At 56.0% G+C, this 19,074-nt stretch carries 13 protein-coding genes and 1 pseudogene; 6 read left to right on the top strand and 8 right to left on the bottom strand.

Translation table 11 applies throughout. From position 1 onward, the window contains the following. The first annotated feature begins 23 nt into the window (after positions 1–23). Positions 24–4,436 (top strand): S-layer homology domain-containing protein, encoded by a 4,413-nt coding sequence (locus tag ACESY8_RS09000; RefSeq protein ID WP_498794713.1) that lies wholly within the window; start codon positions 24–26, stop codon positions 4,434–4,436. Positions 4,437–4,507: 71 nt separating this feature from the next. On the opposite strand, the gene ACESY8_RS08995 is transcribed toward ACESY8_RS09000, so the two are convergent. Continuing rightward, positions 4,508–4,930 carry a hypothetical protein gene (locus tag ACESY8_RS08995; RefSeq protein ID WP_196011419.1) on the bottom strand — a complete coding sequence of 141 codons (423 nt, stop codon included), beginning with the start codon at positions 4,928–4,930 and terminating at the stop codon, positions 4,508–4,510. Positions 4,931–5,066: 136 nt separating this feature from the next. Between ACESY8_RS08995 and ACESY8_RS08990 the strand changes: the two genes are divergently transcribed. After that, positions 5,067–6,218, top strand: a complete 1,152-nt coding sequence (locus ACESY8_RS08990) for a glycosyltransferase (RefSeq protein ID WP_196011417.1) — start codon at positions 5,067–5,069, stop codon at positions 6,216–6,218. 217 nt (positions 6,219–6,435) lie between these two features. Here ACESY8_RS08990 and ACESY8_RS08985 read toward each other — a convergent pair whose 3' ends face one another. Beyond that, a complete protein-coding gene (locus tag ACESY8_RS08985) occupies positions 6,436–7,467 on the bottom strand; it encodes an O-antigen ligase family protein (protein WP_498794712.1) in 1,032 nt (343 codons plus the stop codon). After that, entirely contained in the window at positions 7,437–8,870 is a 1,434-nt protein-coding gene (locus tag ACESY8_RS08980) for an O-antigen ligase family protein (protein WP_498794711.1), read from the bottom strand. Before ACESY8_RS08980 ends, ACESY8_RS08985 begins: the two co-directional genes overlap by 31 nt. Before the next feature lie 593 nt (positions 8,871–9,463). On the opposite strand from ACESY8_RS08980, the gene ACESY8_RS08975 reads away from it, so the two are divergent. Then, positions 9,464–9,973, top strand: coding sequence for a LamG-like jellyroll fold domain-containing protein (locus tag ACESY8_RS08975; RefSeq protein WP_196011414.1), 510 nt, complete (start codon positions 9,464–9,466; stop codon positions 9,971–9,973). Here ACESY8_RS08975 and ACESY8_RS08970 read toward each other — a convergent pair. From ACESY8_RS08970 to ilvD, 4 genes are all read right to left on the bottom strand, one after another. After that, positions 9,956–10,150, bottom strand: a complete 195-nt coding sequence (locus ACESY8_RS08970; RefSeq protein ID WP_195307380.1) for a hypothetical protein — start codon at positions 10,148–10,150, stop codon at positions 9,956–9,958. The two genes, ACESY8_RS08975 and ACESY8_RS08970, sit on opposite strands and share 18 nt — an antisense overlap. Before the next feature lie 567 nt (positions 10,151–10,717). Further along, a complete protein-coding gene (locus ACESY8_RS08965; protein ID WP_196011928.1) occupies positions 10,718–11,587 on the bottom strand; it encodes an NAD(P)-dependent oxidoreductase in 870 nt (289 codons plus the stop codon). Continuing rightward, the gene (locus tag ACESY8_RS08960) at positions 11,584–12,081 is read right to left on the bottom strand and encodes a VOC family protein (RefSeq protein WP_196011926.1); all 498 of its coding nucleotides are present in this window, start codon (positions 12,079–12,081) and stop codon (positions 11,584–11,586) included. Before ACESY8_RS08960 ends, ACESY8_RS08965 begins: the two co-directional genes overlap by 4 nt. Then, positions 12,065–13,780, bottom strand: coding sequence for a dihydroxy-acid dehydratase (gene ilvD, locus ACESY8_RS08955; protein WP_196011924.1), 1,716 nt, complete (start codon positions 13,778–13,780; stop codon positions 12,065–12,067). Before ilvD ends, ACESY8_RS08960 begins: the two co-directional genes overlap by 17 nt. A 203-nt stretch (positions 13,781–13,983) precedes the next feature. Here ilvD and ACESY8_RS08950 point away from each other — a divergent pair, with 203 nt between their 5' ends. Beyond that, the gene (locus ACESY8_RS08950) at positions 13,984–15,444 is read left to right on the top strand and encodes a sigma-54 interaction domain-containing protein (protein WP_196011922.1); all 1,461 of its coding nucleotides are present in this window, start codon (positions 13,984–13,986) and stop codon (positions 15,442–15,444) included. Between the two features lie 47 nt (positions 15,445–15,491). On the opposite strand, the gene ACESY8_RS08945 is transcribed toward ACESY8_RS08950, so the two are convergent. Beyond that, positions 15,492–16,961, bottom strand: a complete 1,470-nt coding sequence (locus ACESY8_RS08945; protein ID WP_196011920.1) for an SLC13 family permease — start codon at positions 16,959–16,961, stop codon at positions 15,492–15,494. Between the two features lie 446 nt (positions 16,962–17,407). Here ACESY8_RS08945 and tnpC point away from each other — a divergent pair. Together tnpC and ACESY8_RS08935 are read left to right on the top strand one after the other, a co-directional pair. After that, positions 17,408–18,625, top strand: a pseudogene (gene tnpC / locus ACESY8_RS08940) (IS66 family transposase); the annotation flags it as partial. Further along, on the top strand, positions 18,620–18,769 hold the full coding sequence (locus tag ACESY8_RS08935; RefSeq protein WP_243270848.1) for a transposase domain-containing protein: 150 nt from the start codon (positions 18,620–18,622) through the stop codon (positions 18,767–18,769). The pseudogene tnpC and the gene ACESY8_RS08935, both read left to right, overlap by 6 nt. Positions 18,770–19,074 lie beyond the last annotated feature (305 nt).

Genomic DNA, 19,074 nt, shown 5'->3' with positions numbered 1-19,074 from the left:
ATAAAAATAAGGAGGAAATCCGAATGAGAAACCTCAAGCGGGCTCTCAGCCTGGCTCTGGCAGCTATCATGCTCATTGGTATGATGGTTGTCTCCGCCTCCGCTGCGGGCTACAACGATCTCACCGACAAGGATGAGATTGTGAACAAGGATGCGGTTTCCATGCTCACGACGCTGGGCATCATCGAGGGCAAGCCCGATGGTTCCTTTGCGCCTACTGAGGGTGTGGATCGCGCGCAGATGGCGAAGATGATCTCCGTCATCATGAACCAGGGGGCTGACAACAGCGCTCTGTATGAGAACAGCCCCTCTGGCCTGACTGACATCAGCAGCCACTGGGCCAAGGGCCACATCAACTATTGCTACACCACCGGCATCATCGCTGGTCGTGGCAATGGCAAGTTTGACCCTGATGCGGGTGTAACCGGCTCCGAGGCAGCCAAGATGCTGCTGGTTGCCGCCGGCTACGATCCCAAGATCGAGGGCCTCACTGGCGCGGACTGGGAGATCAACACCAACGCCCTGGCCTCCAAGCTGGGCATCTTCCGTAATCTCACCGCTTCCGTGTCCGAGCCCCTGACCCGCGACAACGCGGCCCTGCTGATCTACAACGCCCTGGACATCGAGATGATTGAGAAGTACGAGAACGGCTACGCCATCGGCTTCAAGGATTACCGCACCATCCTGTCCACCATGTACGGCGTGTATAAGCTGGAGGGTGTGGTTGTCGGTAACGAGTGGGCTCAGCTCATGAACACCGACGTGGATGACGCTCTGGCCACTGGCAAGACCCGCCTGGAGGATGTGATGCTCTTTGACTCCAACACTCTGAGCACCAACACCGGCATGAGCGGCACTGCCCAGCCCGACGTCACTATGAATGTCACCACCCCTGTGGAGTACATGGGCAAGACCGTGACCATGTACATCCGCAAGACCACAGTTCTGGCCGACTCTGAGGTTCTGGGCGTGGTTCTGAAGGATGACGCCAATGTTGTTAAGGTTGTGAACAACAACAACGAAACCAACAAGGACATCCTGAAGGGTTCCGGCCTGAGCTTCGACAACAACACCCAGTTCTATGTGAACTATGGCTATCAGAAGACCCAGTCTGCTGCTCTGAACGAGCTGGGCGTGACTGGCCTGAAGGATCTGAAGGCCTATCAGAACGTCAACGGCGTTGAGATGGAGATCATCGACAACGACAACGACGGCATCGTGGACTATGTCCTGTACACCAAGGAGGATCTGACTGTCGTTTCCGGCACCAGCAGCTCCAAGGAGACCACCACTCTGATCGGCTTTAACAAGAACAAGGCCATCGACAACGATGACATTGTGACCGGGCTGGATCTGGAGATTGATGACGTGGTTCTGGCCATCACCTATGGCGGCCGCTACTATGTCACCGCTCCTCAGGTTGTTACCGGCGAGATGGAGGCCTATTCCTCCAGCAAGCTGGAGAACCAGTACATCGAGGTGGGCGGCACCGAGTATAAGCCTTCCTACATTGGCAAGCTGACCGAGACCGAGACCTCTGCCAACGGCGTGGGCGAGATCATCGACTTCGATATCGAGCTCTGCGAGAAGCTGACCGGTGTTCAGTTCAAGACCTCCTATGAGTTCTTCCTGGATTCCAATGGCTATGTCCGTGCTTTCCGTCCCGCTGAGGAGAGTGCCCCCAACTACGCCCTGGTTCTGAATTCCGGTTATGACCCCGGCGTGTACAGCTCCGATGCATCCGGCAAGCTGACTGTGCTTCTGGCCGACGGTACCGAGGGCACCTATTCCATCAACTTCTCCGCCTCTGCTTCCAACCTGGGTGAGCAACTGTATGGCGACAATGCCACCAAGAATCAGGGTATCACTGAGCTGAAGGGCTTCATGGGCACCGACTACACCGATCAGTCCGATACCCGCCCCTGGCTGGCTGTGGACAGCAGCTATGTCTTTGCTCATAAGAGTGCTACTGCTGTGGATTACAAGGCTGGCCAGGCTGCTGGCAGCGTGATCTGCTACACCAAGAACGACGATGACGTGCTGACCATTAAGTACGTGATCGGTGCCATCAACGGTTATGCAGTGAACGAGGATAAGGTGACCAACGCTGATCTGAGCGGCACCCACACTCCCACTCTGAGTACCCTCACTGAGGAGCTGAGCAAGGCCTATGGCACCGGTGACGCCCGCGTGTACTACGGCGTCAACGATACTGTGGCCGTCGACAAGAATACTGTGGCCTTCTACTACGAGGACAAGGATAACTATGGCGTGGCCATTGGCTATGACAAGATGGCCAATGTGTCCGAGGGCCAGAACTTCCTGGCTTCCACCGTGGTTTCCACCAGCTACAACTCCGCTAAGAAGGAGTACGAGTACAAGAGCACCAACCTGGCGGATGTGATCCTCTTTGACGAGGCCAACATCATCAACGCCCGCGACTATGCTTACGTTCTGAGTGCGAACCGCACCGCCAACGACGACAAGGTCACCCTGAATGTTCTGTTTGAGAACGGCGATGCCGGCACTCTGACCGTGAAGAAGGATCACTTTGACTCCATCTTCAAGAACAGCACCGACTTCAACCGCGCCTATGCCTACACCATCGACGGCAAGGAGATCGCCACCCTGACCAAGAGCACCAATAGCATGGTGTCTGGCGTCGGCTACCGCCTGAAGGCTGGTACCGTTGCCCTGAACACCGGCGCTGGCCGTGAGCAGTACTATGCTTACGACAAGGATAAGGTCAACATCTGGGACGTGACCGACGCCCGCAAGGGTGAGGACGGTGTGAAGGTTGCCGACTTCAACACCAAGAATTGGAACATGGTTCTGATCCTGGACAGCAACAGCAAGGTTCGCACTGCTTTCGTGTGGGAGTATGACGGCACCACTCCCGGTGTCGGCGACGGCTTCGATTTCGACTGGAACCTTGATAACCACGGCGAGTTCGTGACCCTGTACGGTTACCACACCGCCCGGGACATCTACGAGGCCTTTGACGAGGGCAAGAACGTTCTGATCCGCGATGACTACGATCTGGCCGACTTCAACTCCAACCGCCTGACTATTCCCGAGGGCCGCATCCTCTTTGTGGACGGCGACCTGACTGACAGCTCTGTTGGTAACAAGCTCCCTGTGGTCGGTAACGGCACCCTGTGGGTCAGCGGCAACTATACCAACGAGCAGGCCAAGATGACCGTCGACACTCAGATCGGCGGCAACCTGGTTCTGAACACCAACACCGAGATTGACTCCACGGTTGCCGTTGAGGGTAACATTGTGGAGAAGAGCGGTGGCAAGACCCTGACTGTGGCCGCGGGTAACAAGGTGTACGCCGAGGGCAACGTGGTTCTCGATACTCTGACCGTCTATGGTCATATTGAGGCGGAGAACTTCGACTGCAACAACATCAATGACTACTCTGACAACTCTCTGGTTGCCCGGGGCAACATTGATGTGGCGTCCATCCTGACCGTCGGCAAGTCTGGCTCTGCCGGTTCCGTGACCGTGGGCGGTAAGCTCACCGGCAACACTGTGACCGTCGTGAACGGCACCCTGGCGATGGCCGCTGGCAACACCGGCGTTGACGTTGCCAAGGTTGACGTGAAGGCCGACGGCAAGGTAGTTGCGAACGACGTGACCGCTACCGACGTTCTTGTGGCTGCGGGCGGCAAGCTGACCGCCGATAAGATGGACGGCACTCTGAATGCTGAGGCCGGCGCCGACGTAGAGATCAAGGATGCTGACTCCGAGGTTAAGGTTGACGACAAGCTGACCGGCGACTTCGCGGGCGATGTGACCCTGACTAAGAATGCCTCTGTGGAGGCGGGCGAGTCCGTTGTCATCAACGGCAAGCTGGCTGCTAGTAGCTACACTCTGACTGTCAAGGGTACTCTGACCCTGAACGGCGCGGACACTGACCTGTCTAAGCTGTCCGGCGAGGCTGGCGCGAAGGTTATCTTCGGCGCGAACGCCACTGTGCTTGCCGCGAACGCCAACTTCGTCTACAGTGACGAGAGCACCCAGGTTCAGCCCAAGGACATCGCTGGCCTGACCTTCACCTATGATGAGACCGCCAACAAGTTTGTGGCGAATGAGAAGGCCCCCGTGGGAGCCACCGAGCCTGAGAAGGCCACTCTGAGCGTGTCTGGTACCTATGAGATCGACCAGGACACCAAGACCATTAGGGTGACTACGGATGATACTAACATCGAGCTCGAGGTTGAGCAGGGCGCTAAGAACGTCACCTTCACCGTGAAGCCCGCTGTTGGTGTGAACTACACCAAGGGTGCCGACACTCTGAGCACCAGCAAGTCCGGCGATACCTTTACCATCGGCAACGTAAAGAATGGCGGTTACGTCAAGTTCACCGCCAAGGGTGCCGATCTGGAGACTCAGACGTATACTGTCACCCTGAAGATCAAGGACGAGTAACCACGATCTTCGAGATTTTCTCCTAACAATAGTCCGCCCCCGAGCCGTCTGGCTCGGGGGCGCACTTCTTATTACTCGCCTGCCCAAATGGCCAGGTAGCGGTAGGTGTAGCCCTGGGTGTTAGTGCCGCACTCCGCTCCACTAGTGACGGTGAAGCCATTTTCCGTCAAGCATAGGGCCGTATTGGACGAGTGGGACAGGCCTCCGCCACGCACCGCCAGCCCGCCGTACATGTAGTAGTCTACGGCCGGCCGCTTACCAAAGCTGATCTCCAGCAATACCACCAATGGATGAAAACCCAGCCGTATCTCCCGTATGGCCGCGCCGTCACCAGTATAGGAGCCGGCCACTGCGGAGCACTTTTCCCCTGCCAGGGCCCTGACCTGCGCTAACGACTGGTCGATTTTCTGAAAATCCGAATTGAAATCCGTCCGCAGAAACGCATCTCTGGGCTCCCACTGGTGCAGTTGATAGTTTGACGTGTATGTTGCCATAAAACATCCCTCCCAATGGCAGGGGGCCGATTGCTTTTGCAATACCCGCAAACGCGGGGCGGCGGTACTGGTTCCCATAGACGTCGACCAACAAATGTGCTATAATGACCTCATACTTTTCTTGGAGGACTGTGCCATGCACCGGGTTCTTTTTACTGCATCGACATACTCCCATATTGTAAACTTCCACCGTCCTTATTTGCAGGAGTTCAAACGCCGGGGATGGGGCGTGGATGTTGGATGCGGCGGCCGCCCAATGGAAATCCCGGAAGCAGATCGGGTCATACATATCCCGTTTGAGAAAAAGATGACCTCCTCCCAGAATGTGCGGGCTACCCGTTTGCTCCGCGGCCTTATCCGGGCGAACCGGTATACGCTAGTCAGTTGCCATACCGCTCTGGCCTCCTTTTTTACGCGTGCGGCAATTCTGGGGCTTCGCCGACGGCCAGCTGTGGCCTGTACGGTTCATGGATACCTCTTTGGTGAGCATAGCACTCCGAAGGAGGAACTTCTGCTGGGGACGGCAGAGAGACTCACTGCCCCGGTGACCGACCTTTTGATGACAATGAATCACTGGGATACCGCTTATGCCAAAGCCCACCGTTACGGTAGACGGATCATCGAAATTCCAGGAATGGGGGTAGATCCCAGCCATCTTCCGCAGGTATCTCTCCAGGAGGCCGCTTTCTTCCGAACACAGCTTGGATTCCGCCAGGATCAATTTCTCCTTCTCTTCGGCGCGGAGTTTTCTCCACGAAAAAACCAAGCGGAGTTACTCCGGGCCCTCAGCTTTCTGCCCGAGCAGGTTGGGCTATTGTTGCCCGGCGATGGAGCCCTCCGGGATACGTGCATTCAACTGGCCAGGACATTGGGTGTAGAACAGCGGGTCGCCTTTCCAGGTCATGTGGACGATATGCCCCTGTGGTACGCTATGGCAGACTGCGTTGTGTCCCCCAGCCAGAGCGAGGGACTACCATTCCATTTGATGGAGGCGATGTATTATGGTCTCCCCATCGTCGCCAGCGATATTAAGGGCCATGCCGATTTGCTGGGCAGTAGTCATGCCGGTCTTCTCTTTTCACCTCACAGGATGGCAGAGGGGTGCGCTGCACAGGTGCAGCGCCTGCTGGCCGAGCCGGGCCTGGCCCGCCGCCTCGGCCAGGCAGGGCAAGAGGCCATCACCCCCTACACTTTGCCTCAGGTGCTACCCCAGATTATGGAGCTCTATCATCAGGTAGTTCCCCTGGATGAGCCGGAGAAGGTATATTCACTGGAACAGATCTCATAATGTAAAATTACTTATTTTGAGAGCATGTACTGGAAGCCGCATATGGTCGGCTCCAGTACATGCTCTTTTTCTACCTTTTCAACCGATTCGGCTAATAACATCGGCCTTACGAAAATTTTTTAGGTGTAACCCCTCAAGATGGAGTTCTTTTACCAAGGGACCACATGAAAAAGACTGTCCGCAGAACCTTCCGCTCCGCAGACAGTCTTTTTCTCTTTTAGGACTCTGCCCACGCAATAAGGGCTGTTTCATCCTCTGTTAGAGTGATCGTTCCCATATTTACCGTATTCCAATCCTGAAGCATTTGAGCCAAGTGAAGTATTCCCTCCCGGTATTCCTGGGTATCCTCCTGATACGTTCGCAACATTTGAAATGCGGAATGCCAGGTTTCCGGGTTGGCCGCCACGTAGGAGACATATTTTTGGAGCATCTGCATCCCGCTCACAGGCTGTTCCATGGTGAAGTAGTAGTCCGCTAAGTAGAGGGGGATGATGTTGGAGTCTACTTGGGATAGCCGTGCGGCGTAAGTCTCCGCCTGCTGGAGGATATCCTCGTTAAAACTATCCAGAGATTGGGCGCTGTAGACGTATGAGAGCATGTAATCCGCCCACTCAAACCGATCTAGCCGGATAGCCTTCTCTAGACTGTCAAATGTAGGCGATCTATTCACAAGCGCCTGGGCGCGCATGTTGCCCCCCAAAAGAACCGCAAAGGCTGCCAGTAGAGCCGCCAATAGCACACTGAACCACTTGCTAACCACCTCACGTGTTGGGTGCAGGCGTAGGGACGCACCACAGCACAAGCTAATGAGGGACAATACCCCTAATGCAATAGGGAGGTAGGCGTGAGCTGAGAATATGACCTCTACAGAGGCGTGGCCTGCCATGAACACCAAGGCTGCCCCCAAGGCCGCTGTCATTGGATGGGACTCGTCCTTGGGGCGCCGCCAGCTTGATAACACCGCCAATCCTGATGTCACTAAAACCGCCAAAAAAAGGAGCAATCCAAGAACTCCTGTCTCTACTAAAGATTGGACATAGTGGTTATGGGCATATTTTGTCTCATAAAAGAAGGACTGCACACTGGCAATACCATTCTCAAAGGCACCCATACCCAAGCCGACCACCGGGCTCCGTCGGAAAAGCTTCATGCCATCCTCAAAGAATACCAACCGCTGAATGGCATTCTGGTTGGCAAAGAGCCCCTGGAGGCGATTCGCTATAAAATCAGGCAGAAGCTTGTACTCCAAGGGCAACTTCCCATTGCCTCCCGTCCCCTCATATGTGACCTCCTCCAAATAGAGCGGTCCGCCTGAGAGGTTAAAATAAACCACCATGCTATCCGCTGTGCTACAGTAAACGATGCCTCCGCTGCTGAACCTTGGTAAAGTATTGTGCTGGTGTGCATCATAGTATCCTGTCGGTTCTGGCTCTCAATGGTGACCTGTGGGTTGCCATTACTGCGAATAGAAAGTGTATAGGTTCCGGCATCAGGATAGGCCGACCGCCGCAGGGTTTCCCCCTCCTGAATCGTTGCCGGTCCAGTCAGCTGAAGTGCCAACAGGACAAATACCGCCATCAATGCAACTAAAGCGCCAATCAATAGCGGAATCATTTTCCCATGTTGTCCCAATAGCTGTCCCACATGCTGTCCTAATAGCTGATCCAGCAGACAAAGCAAACCTGAGCCAGCAACAGCGCAGAGCAATGGAATGGGCTGTATCCCCGTCCATTCGGTCAGGGATGAGTAAGAAACGAGGAAGGCCGCGATCATGGACACTATCAGCGTCTCTACCATTAATACAAGCAACTTCCCCCGACGTTCTCCCCGTTCCAAGAGCAAATATACCAAGAAGGCCAACATAATCATACCGCTGGCACCCATGCTGAAGGCTAAGATAAAGCCCATCGCGTTAAGGAACAGGCAAACCAAATGGAATCGTCGCGATCCGACTCTTTCGCTGGATACTGCTAGTCCGAGCGAAAGAATTACTCCTAGTCCAACACACCCTGCAAAGATGTTCGGGTTTCCCAATAAAGAGTTCATACGGATACCGACCTCCACCGGAATGAGGTTGGCATAGTCGTCCGAAAATAGTTCTAGAAGCCCAAGCACCGGAGTACTTAACAGGCGGGTGGAGAGCAAATCGATGCTAACAAGAGCCACTAGGGCTATACCACCCTCCAGCATAGTAGCTACACCACGCCCCAGAGATTGTCCACTGCCATTTGAGAATGAGAGAATTAGGACAGCACCGCAGAATGAAATCAAGACTTTAAGAAATTCAGAAAGAGCAAATTTACCTGACGTAGCGTAAAGTGTGGAGATTCCATTCATCAAAACCCAGGCGAATAGTATCAAAAATGGGATTGTTATACGACTGCAAAACTGCGAGAAGCGAAAAAAGATTGCAAAAATTGCCGCCACTATCCCTGTTATAGCCACCACTTTGATCGTAGATGGCGCAGTAAAACATAGGCTTAGAAAAAATAAGAGGGCACACATTGCCCCTATCCCCAATCGCTTATAGTCAATCCGTACACTCTGTATCACAGCTACCGATTCCTGTGCAGACACCTCATCCAACTCTGGAAGGATTGGTGTGGATGTCGGTAGGGGCTTTTGCCCCTGCTTCTTATATTTTTTCGACATGGCTTGCCTCCGGTACCATCATTTTCCCGCATTAGCCATCCCAAAGGTCAGGAAGCATCTGCAGATAATATTTGGTGTTATATTTTGTGTAATATTATACCACATTTTAGCGGCTAAGTCCACGCAGAAATCTATACTATTCGACGGAATTAACGTTTTCCTTTTTCATTCCATCTATATCCCAAAGCAAGACTTCAATTGACAGAATTTGTAGTCTAGTATAAAATTATACTATCTTCTGTATATATAAGTTCCGTTCTATTCACCTTAACACCAGCCAAGACACCAACTAGAGCCCCCCGAATATAATCACAAGACCCAATTTGGTGAACCCATTCGTAATGGTGCAACCCCAAGTACGTCCTAGTATCATTGGTTGGATCCTGGTCAACATCCTACAGGGAATGCTCCTATTAAGGCCCTATTGAGCACTGGGTAGATAGGCTAAGATTAGTCCTATCCCTTACTCTAATTAAGAGTATTGCGAATCACAAGCAACTATCTTAAACAAAACATAATATAGATGATGATAATTGCTATGAGTTATCACTATTCCCCTCAATATACCGCGCTCTATCTGCGTCGAGAGAGTTTTGCCCGCTATTCGAGCTGCAATTTGGGGCTTCCGTCCGAATGGAAGCCAAGACTTTTCTCTGGCGCTCTGGTTTTGGCTGGATAACCCCAATGCGCGACTGCTGGATGGTATGGATGCACTCTCGCTGGATTTAATGGATGACCGACTGGTGTTCTGGCTCAAAGGCTACACAGACCTGATCTGTTACGCTGACCGATATCCTATCCTCCGCCATGAATGGAACCATGTAGCCATCACCTACAACAACCAAGGACAGATATTCTTCTATATCAACGGAATGCAGACCCAAGTATATTCTGTCTTTCAAAAAACACCAGCAAAGCTATGGGGAGATATCCTGTTCTGCCCTGGGATGGAGGGCTACTTAAGGGGAGTGCAGTTCTTTGACAAGCAGCTTTCCGAAGTGGAGGTAGATCAGGTTAAGCGAGGCATCGTTGGCGCGCCCACACCCATCCGCTGGTTTGACTTTGAGACTTCCGCTCCAGGAAAATCATTCAACATGACATAATACCATATACAACGCCGCTACCATCTCCAGATCCGCCCCAGGATAGATATCCACCGTTGCCTGCCTTACTCGGACACCTATCTTTGCACCCGAGTCCTCCTCCATTTTCGCTGGGATGAGCTGCGCAAATTCTGCCTTTGCCTCCGGGAGCCTGTTTTCTCCTGCCATCTTCAGCACTTCTCGTTCCCACCGATAATAGGTCTACCGCTCTATCCCCTGCTCCTCACACTACATTGTGACCGACATCCCACTGCTCCGGCACTCCCGTACTCGTTTTGCCCATCCCACCAGCGCCGCCTGCCGTTTCATTTCCCACGCACCCATCCAGATGGCTTCCTTACGACAAAATAGTCTTGAGAAATCCTGAGTTTTCTCAGGATTTCTCAAGACTATTTTATCCTATCTGTATACCCGGCCGCTTGTTTTACGCTTACAATAAGAGATTCTTGGTAATGTTTAGAGCAAGAACAAGGGGGCGGATATTGGGACGAGTTGCACTAAAGATGTTGCGCAAGAAAATTTCTGTGTTTGCATAAAAACACCTTTTATAAATATTTCCATAATATTACAAGATTGGGTGGGTAGACGGCAAGGGACAAAACTTCCTTGGTTTCCCATACCGAGGTACTATGATTCCTATTTACGCAAGTAAAAGCGGACCTGCCATTGGCAAGCCCGCTTGTCCCTGCTCAGGAATCATAGGGCTTCTGGCTCAACTCCTGTTGCACTCAGTTCGACAATCCACTATGCCTGCAACAGTTGCTTGAGGATTACGCATTGATCGCAGCCGTCGTATCCGTCATCCAGCGCCTTTTGATATAGCTCCATGGCCTTGTCAGTCATGGGTAATTGGGCGCCGTAATCGTGGGCAAAGTGCTGGGCCAGGGTCAGGTCCTTGCACATCATCTTCATACCGGTGGGGTTTTCAAAGTTTAGGGGCTGGATGTGGCCTTTGTAGGTTACCTCCAGCACCTTGCTGTAGCCGTAGGAGGTCATGAGGCAGTCGTACAGTTTGTCCTCGTCCAGCCCTGCCCGCTTGGCCAGGGCCGCCGCCTCGCAGATGACGGCGTGATTCACCCAGGTAAGGATCTGGTTGATGAGCTTGAACTGCTGGGCGGATCCGTTGGGCCCCACGTGGACGATGTTGCGGCCCATAACCTGGTACACCGGCAGGATCTCCTCCATTTGGGCCTGGTCACCTCCCACCATGATGGTGAGGGTGCCGTCTCTGGCCCCCTGAGGTCCGCCGCTCACCGGGGAATCAAAATACCACACCCCCCGCTCCAGTAGGTCGTCCCCCAGCTGCCTGGCGGCGGTGACGTCGATGGTGCTGCAATCCACCACCCAGCGGACCCGGGTGTTTCCGGTAAGGGCGCCCCCCTCACCCAGCATCATCTCCCGCACCACCCCGTCGGTGGGTAGGCAGAGTACCAGCACCTCACACTGCTCCCCCACCGCCTTCAGGCTTTTAGCGGGCAGGCCTCCGGCCTGGAGCAGAGGTGCCTCCTTCTCCCGTGTGCGGTTGAAGCCCATCACCTCAAAGCCGGCTTTCCGCAGGTTGAGTGCCATGCTCAGGCCCATGGAGCCCAGGCCGATGAATCCGATCCTCTTCATCCCTTTCCCTCCTCCAGCACGCCGTTGGCGTCGCGGTAGCGGTTGATCTCCTTGATCTCATACACCATGTCCAGCACCGGATCCCTGGCATACAGGCAGCGGCGGTAGCCGTTCTCCTGGTCCTCGTCCTCATAGCCGAAGAACAGGTTGTGACCCAGGGCCCGGAAGTGCTCCTGCCAGTGGTCAAAGTCGTGGACCTTGAAGCAGATGTGGTTGATGCCTCTGCCTCCGGCCTGGATGTAGTCCCAGTGGTAGCCCCCCTCGGTCACCGGCTCCAGAAATTCCAGCTTGCAGGAGTGGTCGGCCAGGGTGACCATGGCGCACTTGCACTGCTGGGGGTGGTACACGCCCCTGGTCCAGGCGTGCTGGAGGTAGGGCGACATGCGCACCACGCTTTTGACGCCGTATTGTTCCTCCACATGGCGCACCGCCTCCTCCAGGTCGGGCACGATGAAGCCCACGTGATCAATGCCGTATTCATTCAGCGGTTTCATGTTCCATTCCTCCTGTCTCTCCGGGGATAAGGATGCCGCCCCGGTCGGCGGAGCTGACCATGGCCGCGTAGCGGGCCAGATAGCCTATCAGCCTGGGAGGCTGATAACGCCACGCCGCCCGGCGGCGGGCCATCTCCTCCTCGCTGACATGGAGCTCCAGGGTCTTCTGTTCCACGTCGATGGTGATCTCGTCTCCGTCCTCCACCAGCGCCAGAGGTCCGCCGGCGGCGGCCTCCGGGGAGATGTGCCCTACAAAGCAGCCGTTGTTGGTGCCCGAGAAGCGTCCGTCGGTGATGACGGCGGTGGACCGGGCCAAGCCCTGGCCGTAGAGGGTCTTCATGGGCTTGTACAGCTCCTTCATGCCCGGTCCTCCCCTGGGGCCCTCGTAGCGGATGACCACCACATGGCCGGGGTGGACCCTCCGGGCCTCAATGGCCTCCACGCAGGCGTCCTCCGAGTCAAAGCAGATGGCCTTGCCGGTAAAGCGGCGCACGTCCGGATGGATGGCGGCAGGCTTGGATACGCCGGTGTCCGGGGCCAGATTGCCCCGGAGGATGGCCAGCCCGCCCAGGGTGCTGTGGGGCCGGTCCAGAGGACGGATCAGCTCATCGTTGGGCAGATAGGGACTGCGATAGGCGTCCACCTCCTCCCCGATGGTGCGCCCGGTAACGGTGAGGGCCTCCCGGTGGAGTTTTTCTCCCAACTGCCGCAGCACCTGGGTCACCCCGCCGGCATAGTAGAAGTCCACCGCGTCGTACCGGTGGGTGGCGGGGTTAATCTTCACCAGCAGGGGGATGGTCTCGCTGAACCGGTCAAAGGCGTCCAGCACGTCCTTTGTGTCAAAGCCCAGCTCGTGGGCTAGGGCGCAGCTGTGGATGACGGTGTTGCTGGAGCCCCCCACCGCCATCATCAGCATGATGGCGTTCTCCAGAGCCTCCCAGGTCATGATCTTCCGGGGTGTGATGCCCCGGTGCACCATGTCCACGATCTGCTGGCCGCTGCGCAGGGCGCAGCGCAGCCGCTCATTGAACACGGCAGGGATCGCCGCTCCGCCCGGCAAGGTCATGCCCAGAGCCTCGGCCAGGCAGCACATGCTGTTGGCGGTGCCCATGAACTGGCAGGAGCCGCAGGTGGGGGCGCACACATGGCCCAACCGCCGCACCCCCGCCTCGTCCATCTCCCCCACCTGGAGCCGTCCCATGGCCTCGCTGACGCTGGTGGTGTCCGAGGTCTCCTGATCGGCGTAGCCGGGGCCGGAGAACATGCTACCACCGGGCACGAAGATGCAGGGCAGGTCCAGCCGGGCGGCGGCCATCAGCATGCCGGGCACGATCTTGTCACAGCTGCCCAGCAGCACCAGGCCGTCCAGCCGGTGGGCCCGGGCAATGATCTCAATGCTGTCGGCGATGCTGTCCCGGGAAGGCAGCACATAGTTGTTGCCGCTGTGGCCGCCCGCCAGTCCGTCGCAACAGGCGATGGTGCCAAACTCCGCCGGCGTGCCTCCCGCCCGGTAGATGCCGTACTTTACCTGCCGGGCCACCTGGTCCAGAACGGTATGGCCGGGCACCATATCGGACATGGCGTTGGCGATGCCGATGATGGGCCGGTCCATGTCGTCATCGCTGTAGCCGCACCCCTTCCAGATCACCTGGTTGGAGATCCGGTCCAGGCTGGTCAGCGGGGGTATGGTGTCTTTCATCGTGATCCCCTCCTTAAACTTAAATGGGCATATTCGCCCATTCATGCAAACACAAATGGGCAGAACTGAATATTTACATCCGGTGTTTTTCTCCGCCGGCCGCAAGACAGGCGGGTTTTCGGGCATGCTGGGAGTTGGCACTGAATTTGCAGTGATACAATAAGAACCTGACAGACGCCACAGAAACAAGGAGGAAGCGCGGTATGGATAAATCCCAATTTGACCGGCTGGTGGAGAGCGGCGTGCTGGACCAGATCCTGGACACCTCCTACGACGGCTTCACATATACCGATGAGACGGGAACCATCGCCTATGTGAATCGGGCCTACTGCGAGATGACCGGATTCTCTGAAGAGAGTATTTTGGGCCGAAACATTTTTGAATTGATCCAAATTGGCCGTCCTCTTGCCCGGATGTCCATCAAAGTGTTCGAGACAAGGCAACCCATCACAGAGCTGGTGCGCTACCAGGCGGACACCAATCAGGAGATCATGGTCACGGTCCTCCCCTTCTACGAAAAGGGGACGGACACCTTCCGGGGCATCGTGGCCAACCTGCGGGACATGACCGACCTGACCGGGTTGCGGCGGGAACTGGAGCTGAGCTACCTGCGCTACGACGAGGTGGTCAAGCAGCACGAGGAGGCCAGCCAGAAGCTCCACCAGCGTCTGGAGGAGCTGCAGGTGATGTTGAAAGATTGCGACATTGTGGGGGAAAGCCGACAGATGCGGGGGCTGGCGGAGCTGGCCTACCGCATCGGCAGCGTCCAGTCCACCGTCCTCATCACCGGTGAGTCGGGGGTGGGCAAGGACGTGTTCTGCCGCATGGTTCACAAGTTCTCCGGCCCGGACAAACCCTTTATAAAGATCTCCTGCGGAGCCACCCCGGACAATCTGCTGGAGTCGGAACTCTTCGGCTACGAGGCGGGAGCCTTCACCGGAGCCAACAAGCACGGCAAGCCGGGCATCTTTGAGCTGGGCGACGGGGGCACCGTGTTCCTGGACGAGATCGGAGAGCTTCCCCTTCAGCTCCAGGTAAAGCTGCTTACCGTGCTCCAGGACCGGACCTTCTTCCGGCTGGGGGGCGTCAAGGCGCTGCCCATGAACGCCCGCATCATCGCCGCCACCAACCGGGATCTGAAGGAGGAGGTGGCCGCTGGCCGCTTCCGTCAGGACCTGTACTACCGGCTCAACGTGATCCCGGTGCACATCCCGCCCCTGCGGGAGCGGAAGGAGGACATCATTCCCCTGGCGGCCCACGCTTTGGAGCGGCTGGCTCACACCAACGGGGGGCGCAAGGTGCTGGACGTACGGGTACAGCGCATCTTTACCAACTACGCCTGGCCGGGCAATGTACGGGAGCTGAACAACGTGGTGGAGCGGATGTATGTCTTTTGTCCCGGAGACGTGCTCACCGTGGACTATCTGCCCCGGGAGCTGGCCGGAGCGTCCGAGCCGACGGTGAACCTGGACAGCGCCCACACCCTGAAGGAGACCATGGAGCGGCTGGAGGCCAGTGTGCTGCTCAGCCATCTGGACGAGGAGCGCACCCTCAGCGAGATCGCCGCCGGGCTGGGCATCAGCGTGTCCACCCTCATCCGCAAGCTGAGCCGGTACCATCTCCCCCGCCGCTACCGCAGGAGCGACCGGGAGGACGGAACCTGAGCGGGGACCTGCCGCCTGCCTTGGCGGCAGGTCCTTTTTTGTCTCTATCAGCCGCCGGTGAGGGCGCAGCCGATGGGATAGCCGATGAATCCGATGACAATGGAGGTAATGACGATCATCAGGATGCCGAACAGGTAGATCTTGTTGCGGCTGCTGTACTCATGGCCGTGGAGCATGGCAATGGTGGCAAAGGAAGGGGGCAGCAGGTAGGCGCAGGAGCCGCACATGGTGGTCACCAGGGCGATACCCACCGGGCTGATGGCCCCGCCGCTGCTCATGGCCAGAGCCACGCCCACGCCGGTCATCACCGTGATGGTGGACACATTGGAGGCAAAGTTGGTCATGATGATGGATACGGCGGCGATGAGGAAGACTACCACGATGGGGGCCACGCTCTGGGTCAGGGGGGTGATGTTCTGCTGGATGGCCGCCACGATACCGGTAGACTCGGCGCTCATGGCGCTGCCCAGATAGACGCCGATGCTGATGAAGAGCAGGATACCCCAGTTGATGCTCTGGTTGACCACGGTCTTCACGTCCAGCAGGGGCTTGCCGTTGATCTGGACCACCGCCATCACCACTACGGAGAGAATGGCCCAGAAGGTGATGCCCAGGCTGTTAAAGGTAGCGATCCAGGCCGCGTCGCTGATCATGGTCAGGATGCCGGGCAGGATCCACATAATGACGGTGACAAAGAAGATGACGGCGGTGGTGCCCTCCCGCAGGCTCATGGGGCCCTGCTTCTTGAGCACGTTCTCCACCTTAAAATCCTTAAATTTGGACATATCGGGATGAGAGAGCAGCCGCACCACAATGCACAGCAGCACAAACAGGATCAGGCCGGTGGGTACGCCGAAGGCCAGATAGCTGAACAGGCTCAGGGTGTTGCCGGTGGCTCCTTCATAGATGCCGATGCCCAGAATGGCCAGGGAGTGGGAGATGGGGGTCATGGCCCCGCCGACGTTGACGCCGAACACCGTGAGGATATTGGCCACATGGGGGTAGGAGTCCTTGCCTGTGTAGCCAAGTTCCTTGTAGATGCGGGAGACAAAGGCCAGCATGAAGGCGGTGGCGGGCACTTGATCCATGAAGCAGCCCAGCAGCATACCCAGCACGCCCAGAGAGATGGTAAAGATCCAGGGGCTTTTACTGACCAGTTTCATACTCATGAACTTGGCCACCAGCCGGTCGGTGAAGCCCGACTCGTTGAGGGCGTGGGTCATGATGAAACTCATGAGCACAAAATAGATGATCCAGTTGCCGATGGAGCCGGAAATGGCCTCATTGATGGTGCATACGCCGCTCTGGCCCAGCAACACCACGGCCAGCATGGCGGGCCACACCGTGTCCACCAGGGAGAGCAATAGGATCACGCCGATAAATACGCCAATGACCCGCATGCCGATTTCGGTCAGGGGGGCCACCGGCGGGGCGAACCAGAAGGCGGCGATGACTGCCGCGCATACCAGGATCTTGATCAATACCGACGGCTGCATGTAAAATCGTTGCTTTTCCATCTGTAGATCCTCCTCTTCAACGTTTGCAGTGAGACCGGTCTGCATATCCCTGTTCACCGGGAACTGCCATTGTCTTATTGCAAACGTGATGCCAGTTTTCCGACAATGGGCTGTAACCCCTGATATCCGGCTCAAAAAAGATTTTCCACCCCTGTGCCCCAGGGTGCTGTATCTCTATTTTAGGTTCAAAATGCGTATTTTCGGGCATTTTATTGAGCAGAATGGGCAGAACCGCCTGTTCCTTGGGACTTAACACTTTCTCCCCAGACCAACCGTTACCACTCCGGATATTTGCGCATAAATGCGCATTTGATCCTTCCCTGCGTTGAGATAAAAAGACTTTCCCATGCTGGGAAGATCCTTGCTGTGATGCGATTTGTCCGATCAGCTCTCCGTGGCGAAGAGGGTTATGAGCAACTGAGCCTATTGTTTAACGAGGCGGAGGCATGGCGGCCCACGGAGAAAAGGGCACAGGCAACAACCACTGTGGCTCTGCCCATACCCGGCAGAAACGTTCCTCTCGGCTGGAGGAGGTCTTGCCGGAAGATGTGCCGGTGGAGGTGGTGGAGCACCGTTTGCCGGCGGAGGAATTGGTATGTCCTACCTGTGGAACGGAAATGAGCGAGATTGGTAAGGAAGTGCGGCGCAGTCTGGTAATGACCCCGGCACAAATAAAGATCCGGGAAGATTGGTACTATACATACGCCTGCAAGCGCTGTAAGGAAGAAGAGATAAAGATGCCGGTAGTGAAAACTGAGAAGGCAACTCCCGTTATCTCCGGCAGTCACGCCTCAGCGGAGGCCATTGCCCATATTATGGTGCAGAAGTTTGTAATGGGCTCCCCTTTGTACCGACAGGAGCAGGAATGGAACCGACAGGGGGTAAAACTCTCTCGACAGACCATGTCTAATTGGATCCTGCGGGCAGCGGAGGACTGACTGCTACCGGTGTATGAGGAGTTGCACCGGAAACTGGTGTAGCGGGATGTACTCCATGCGGATGAGACGGCGCTGCAGGTTCTGCGGGAACCGGGGAAATCCGCTCGGAGTAAGAGTTATATGTGGCTGTACAGAACAGGCTGGGATGCGGAACACCCGATTGTGCTGTATGAGTACAGCCCCAACCGGAAACCGAGGAATGCGGAGACGTTTTTGGAAGGGTTTACCGGGCGGCTCCATGCGGACGGTTACACCGGTTACCACAGCCTGCCGGAGCGGATCCGGGTGGTGGGATGCTGGGCGCATGCGAGGCGAAAATTTGACGAGGCGGTGAAGTCTCTGCCCAAACAGGAGCAAGCGGAGAGTACGGCGCTGGAGGGCCAGCGGTACTGCAATGCCCTGTTCGCCCTGGAGAAAGAATTTTCCAATTTAACTGTGGAAGAGCGGTACCAGCAACGGCATGAACGGGCCAAGCCCCTTCTTGAAGCATTGTTGGCATGGGCGGAAACGAAGAAGGCAGCGCCAAAGTCTGCTCTCGGCAAAGCACTGCACTATCTGCGGGAGCAGTGGCCATACCTGAGGCGGTATCTGGAGGAAGGGAGGCTGGAAATCTCCAATAACCGGGCTGAGCGCAGCATAAAGCCTTTCGTAATGGACCGGAAGAACTTCCAGTTTGCCAATACGCCCAACGGGGCACAGGGCAGCGCTGTGATCTTCAGTATGATTGAGACGGCAAAGGAGAGCAGGCTGGACCCGTACCGTTATCTGGTGTGGGTGCTGCAGAGCTTGCCGACAATGGCGGCCTCCGGACCCGGATGGGCGGAGCAACTGCTGCCGGAGAAAGCGCCGGAGGTGTGCCGGATATCTTGATCTGCCATTTGTTCATACTGAGGATGAGGGGCGCTATGTTCTTCTGTGACCGCTGCGGCCAGCACCTGGGTTGGAAAGGTTGCAAAAAAGCAAGAAAAATCTATCCTGGACAGCGTGACATAGTATGCATCTAAATCCTTTTGAAACACAGAGGCGAGGGTTTCCCTCGCCTCTGTGTTTTTATTTCATTTTTATGCTTACGCTAGACCTGCTTTGGCTGAATAGTTACTATACACTACAGTAAAAGCAAGTGACTGATATTTTGAATCGGTCACTTGCTTTTTTACTGCATTACTTGTTCTCGC

Source organism: Clostridium sp. ATCC BAA-442, from assembly GCF_964239415.1.
Classification (GTDB): domain Bacteria; phylum Bacillota; class Clostridia; order Oscillospirales; family Oscillospiraceae; genus Flavonifractor; species Flavonifractor plautii.
This window is presented reverse-complemented; position numbering and strand designations above follow the sequence as displayed.

Coding starts and splice junctions, on each gene's coding strand:
- ACESY8_RS09000 (WP_498794713.1), top strand. CDS start 24: ATGAGAAACCTCAAGCGGGCTCTCAGCCTGGCTCTGGCAGCTATCATG.
- ACESY8_RS08995 (WP_196011419.1), bottom strand. CDS start 4,930: ATGGCAACATACACGTCAAACTATCAACTGCACCAGTGGGAGCCCAGA.
- ACESY8_RS08990 (WP_196011417.1), top strand. CDS start 5,067: ATGCACCGGGTTCTTTTTACTGCATCGACATACTCCCATATTGTAAAC.
- ACESY8_RS08980 (WP_498794711.1), bottom strand. CDS start 8,870: ATGTCGAAAAAATATAAGAAGCAGGGGCAAAAGCCCCTACCGACATCC.
- ACESY8_RS08965 (WP_196011928.1), bottom strand. CDS start 11,587: ATGAAGAGGATCGGATTCATCGGCCTGGGCTCCATGGGCCTGAGCATG.
- ACESY8_RS08960 (WP_196011926.1), bottom strand. CDS start 12,081: ATGAAACCGCTGAATGAATACGGCATTGATCACGTGGGCTTCATCGTG.
- ilvD (WP_196011924.1), bottom strand. CDS start 13,780: ATGAAAGACACCATACCCCCGCTGACCAGCCTGGACCGGATCTCCAAC.
- ACESY8_RS08950 (WP_196011922.1), top strand. CDS start 13,984: ATGGATAAATCCCAATTTGACCGGCTGGTGGAGAGCGGCGTGCTGGAC.
- ACESY8_RS08945 (WP_196011920.1), bottom strand. CDS start 16,961: ATGGAAAAGCAACGATTTTACATGCAGCCGTCGGTATTGATCAAGATC.
- ACESY8_RS08935 (WP_243270848.1), top strand. CDS start 18,620: ATGATTGAGACGGCAAAGGAGAGCAGGCTGGACCCGTACCGTTATCTG.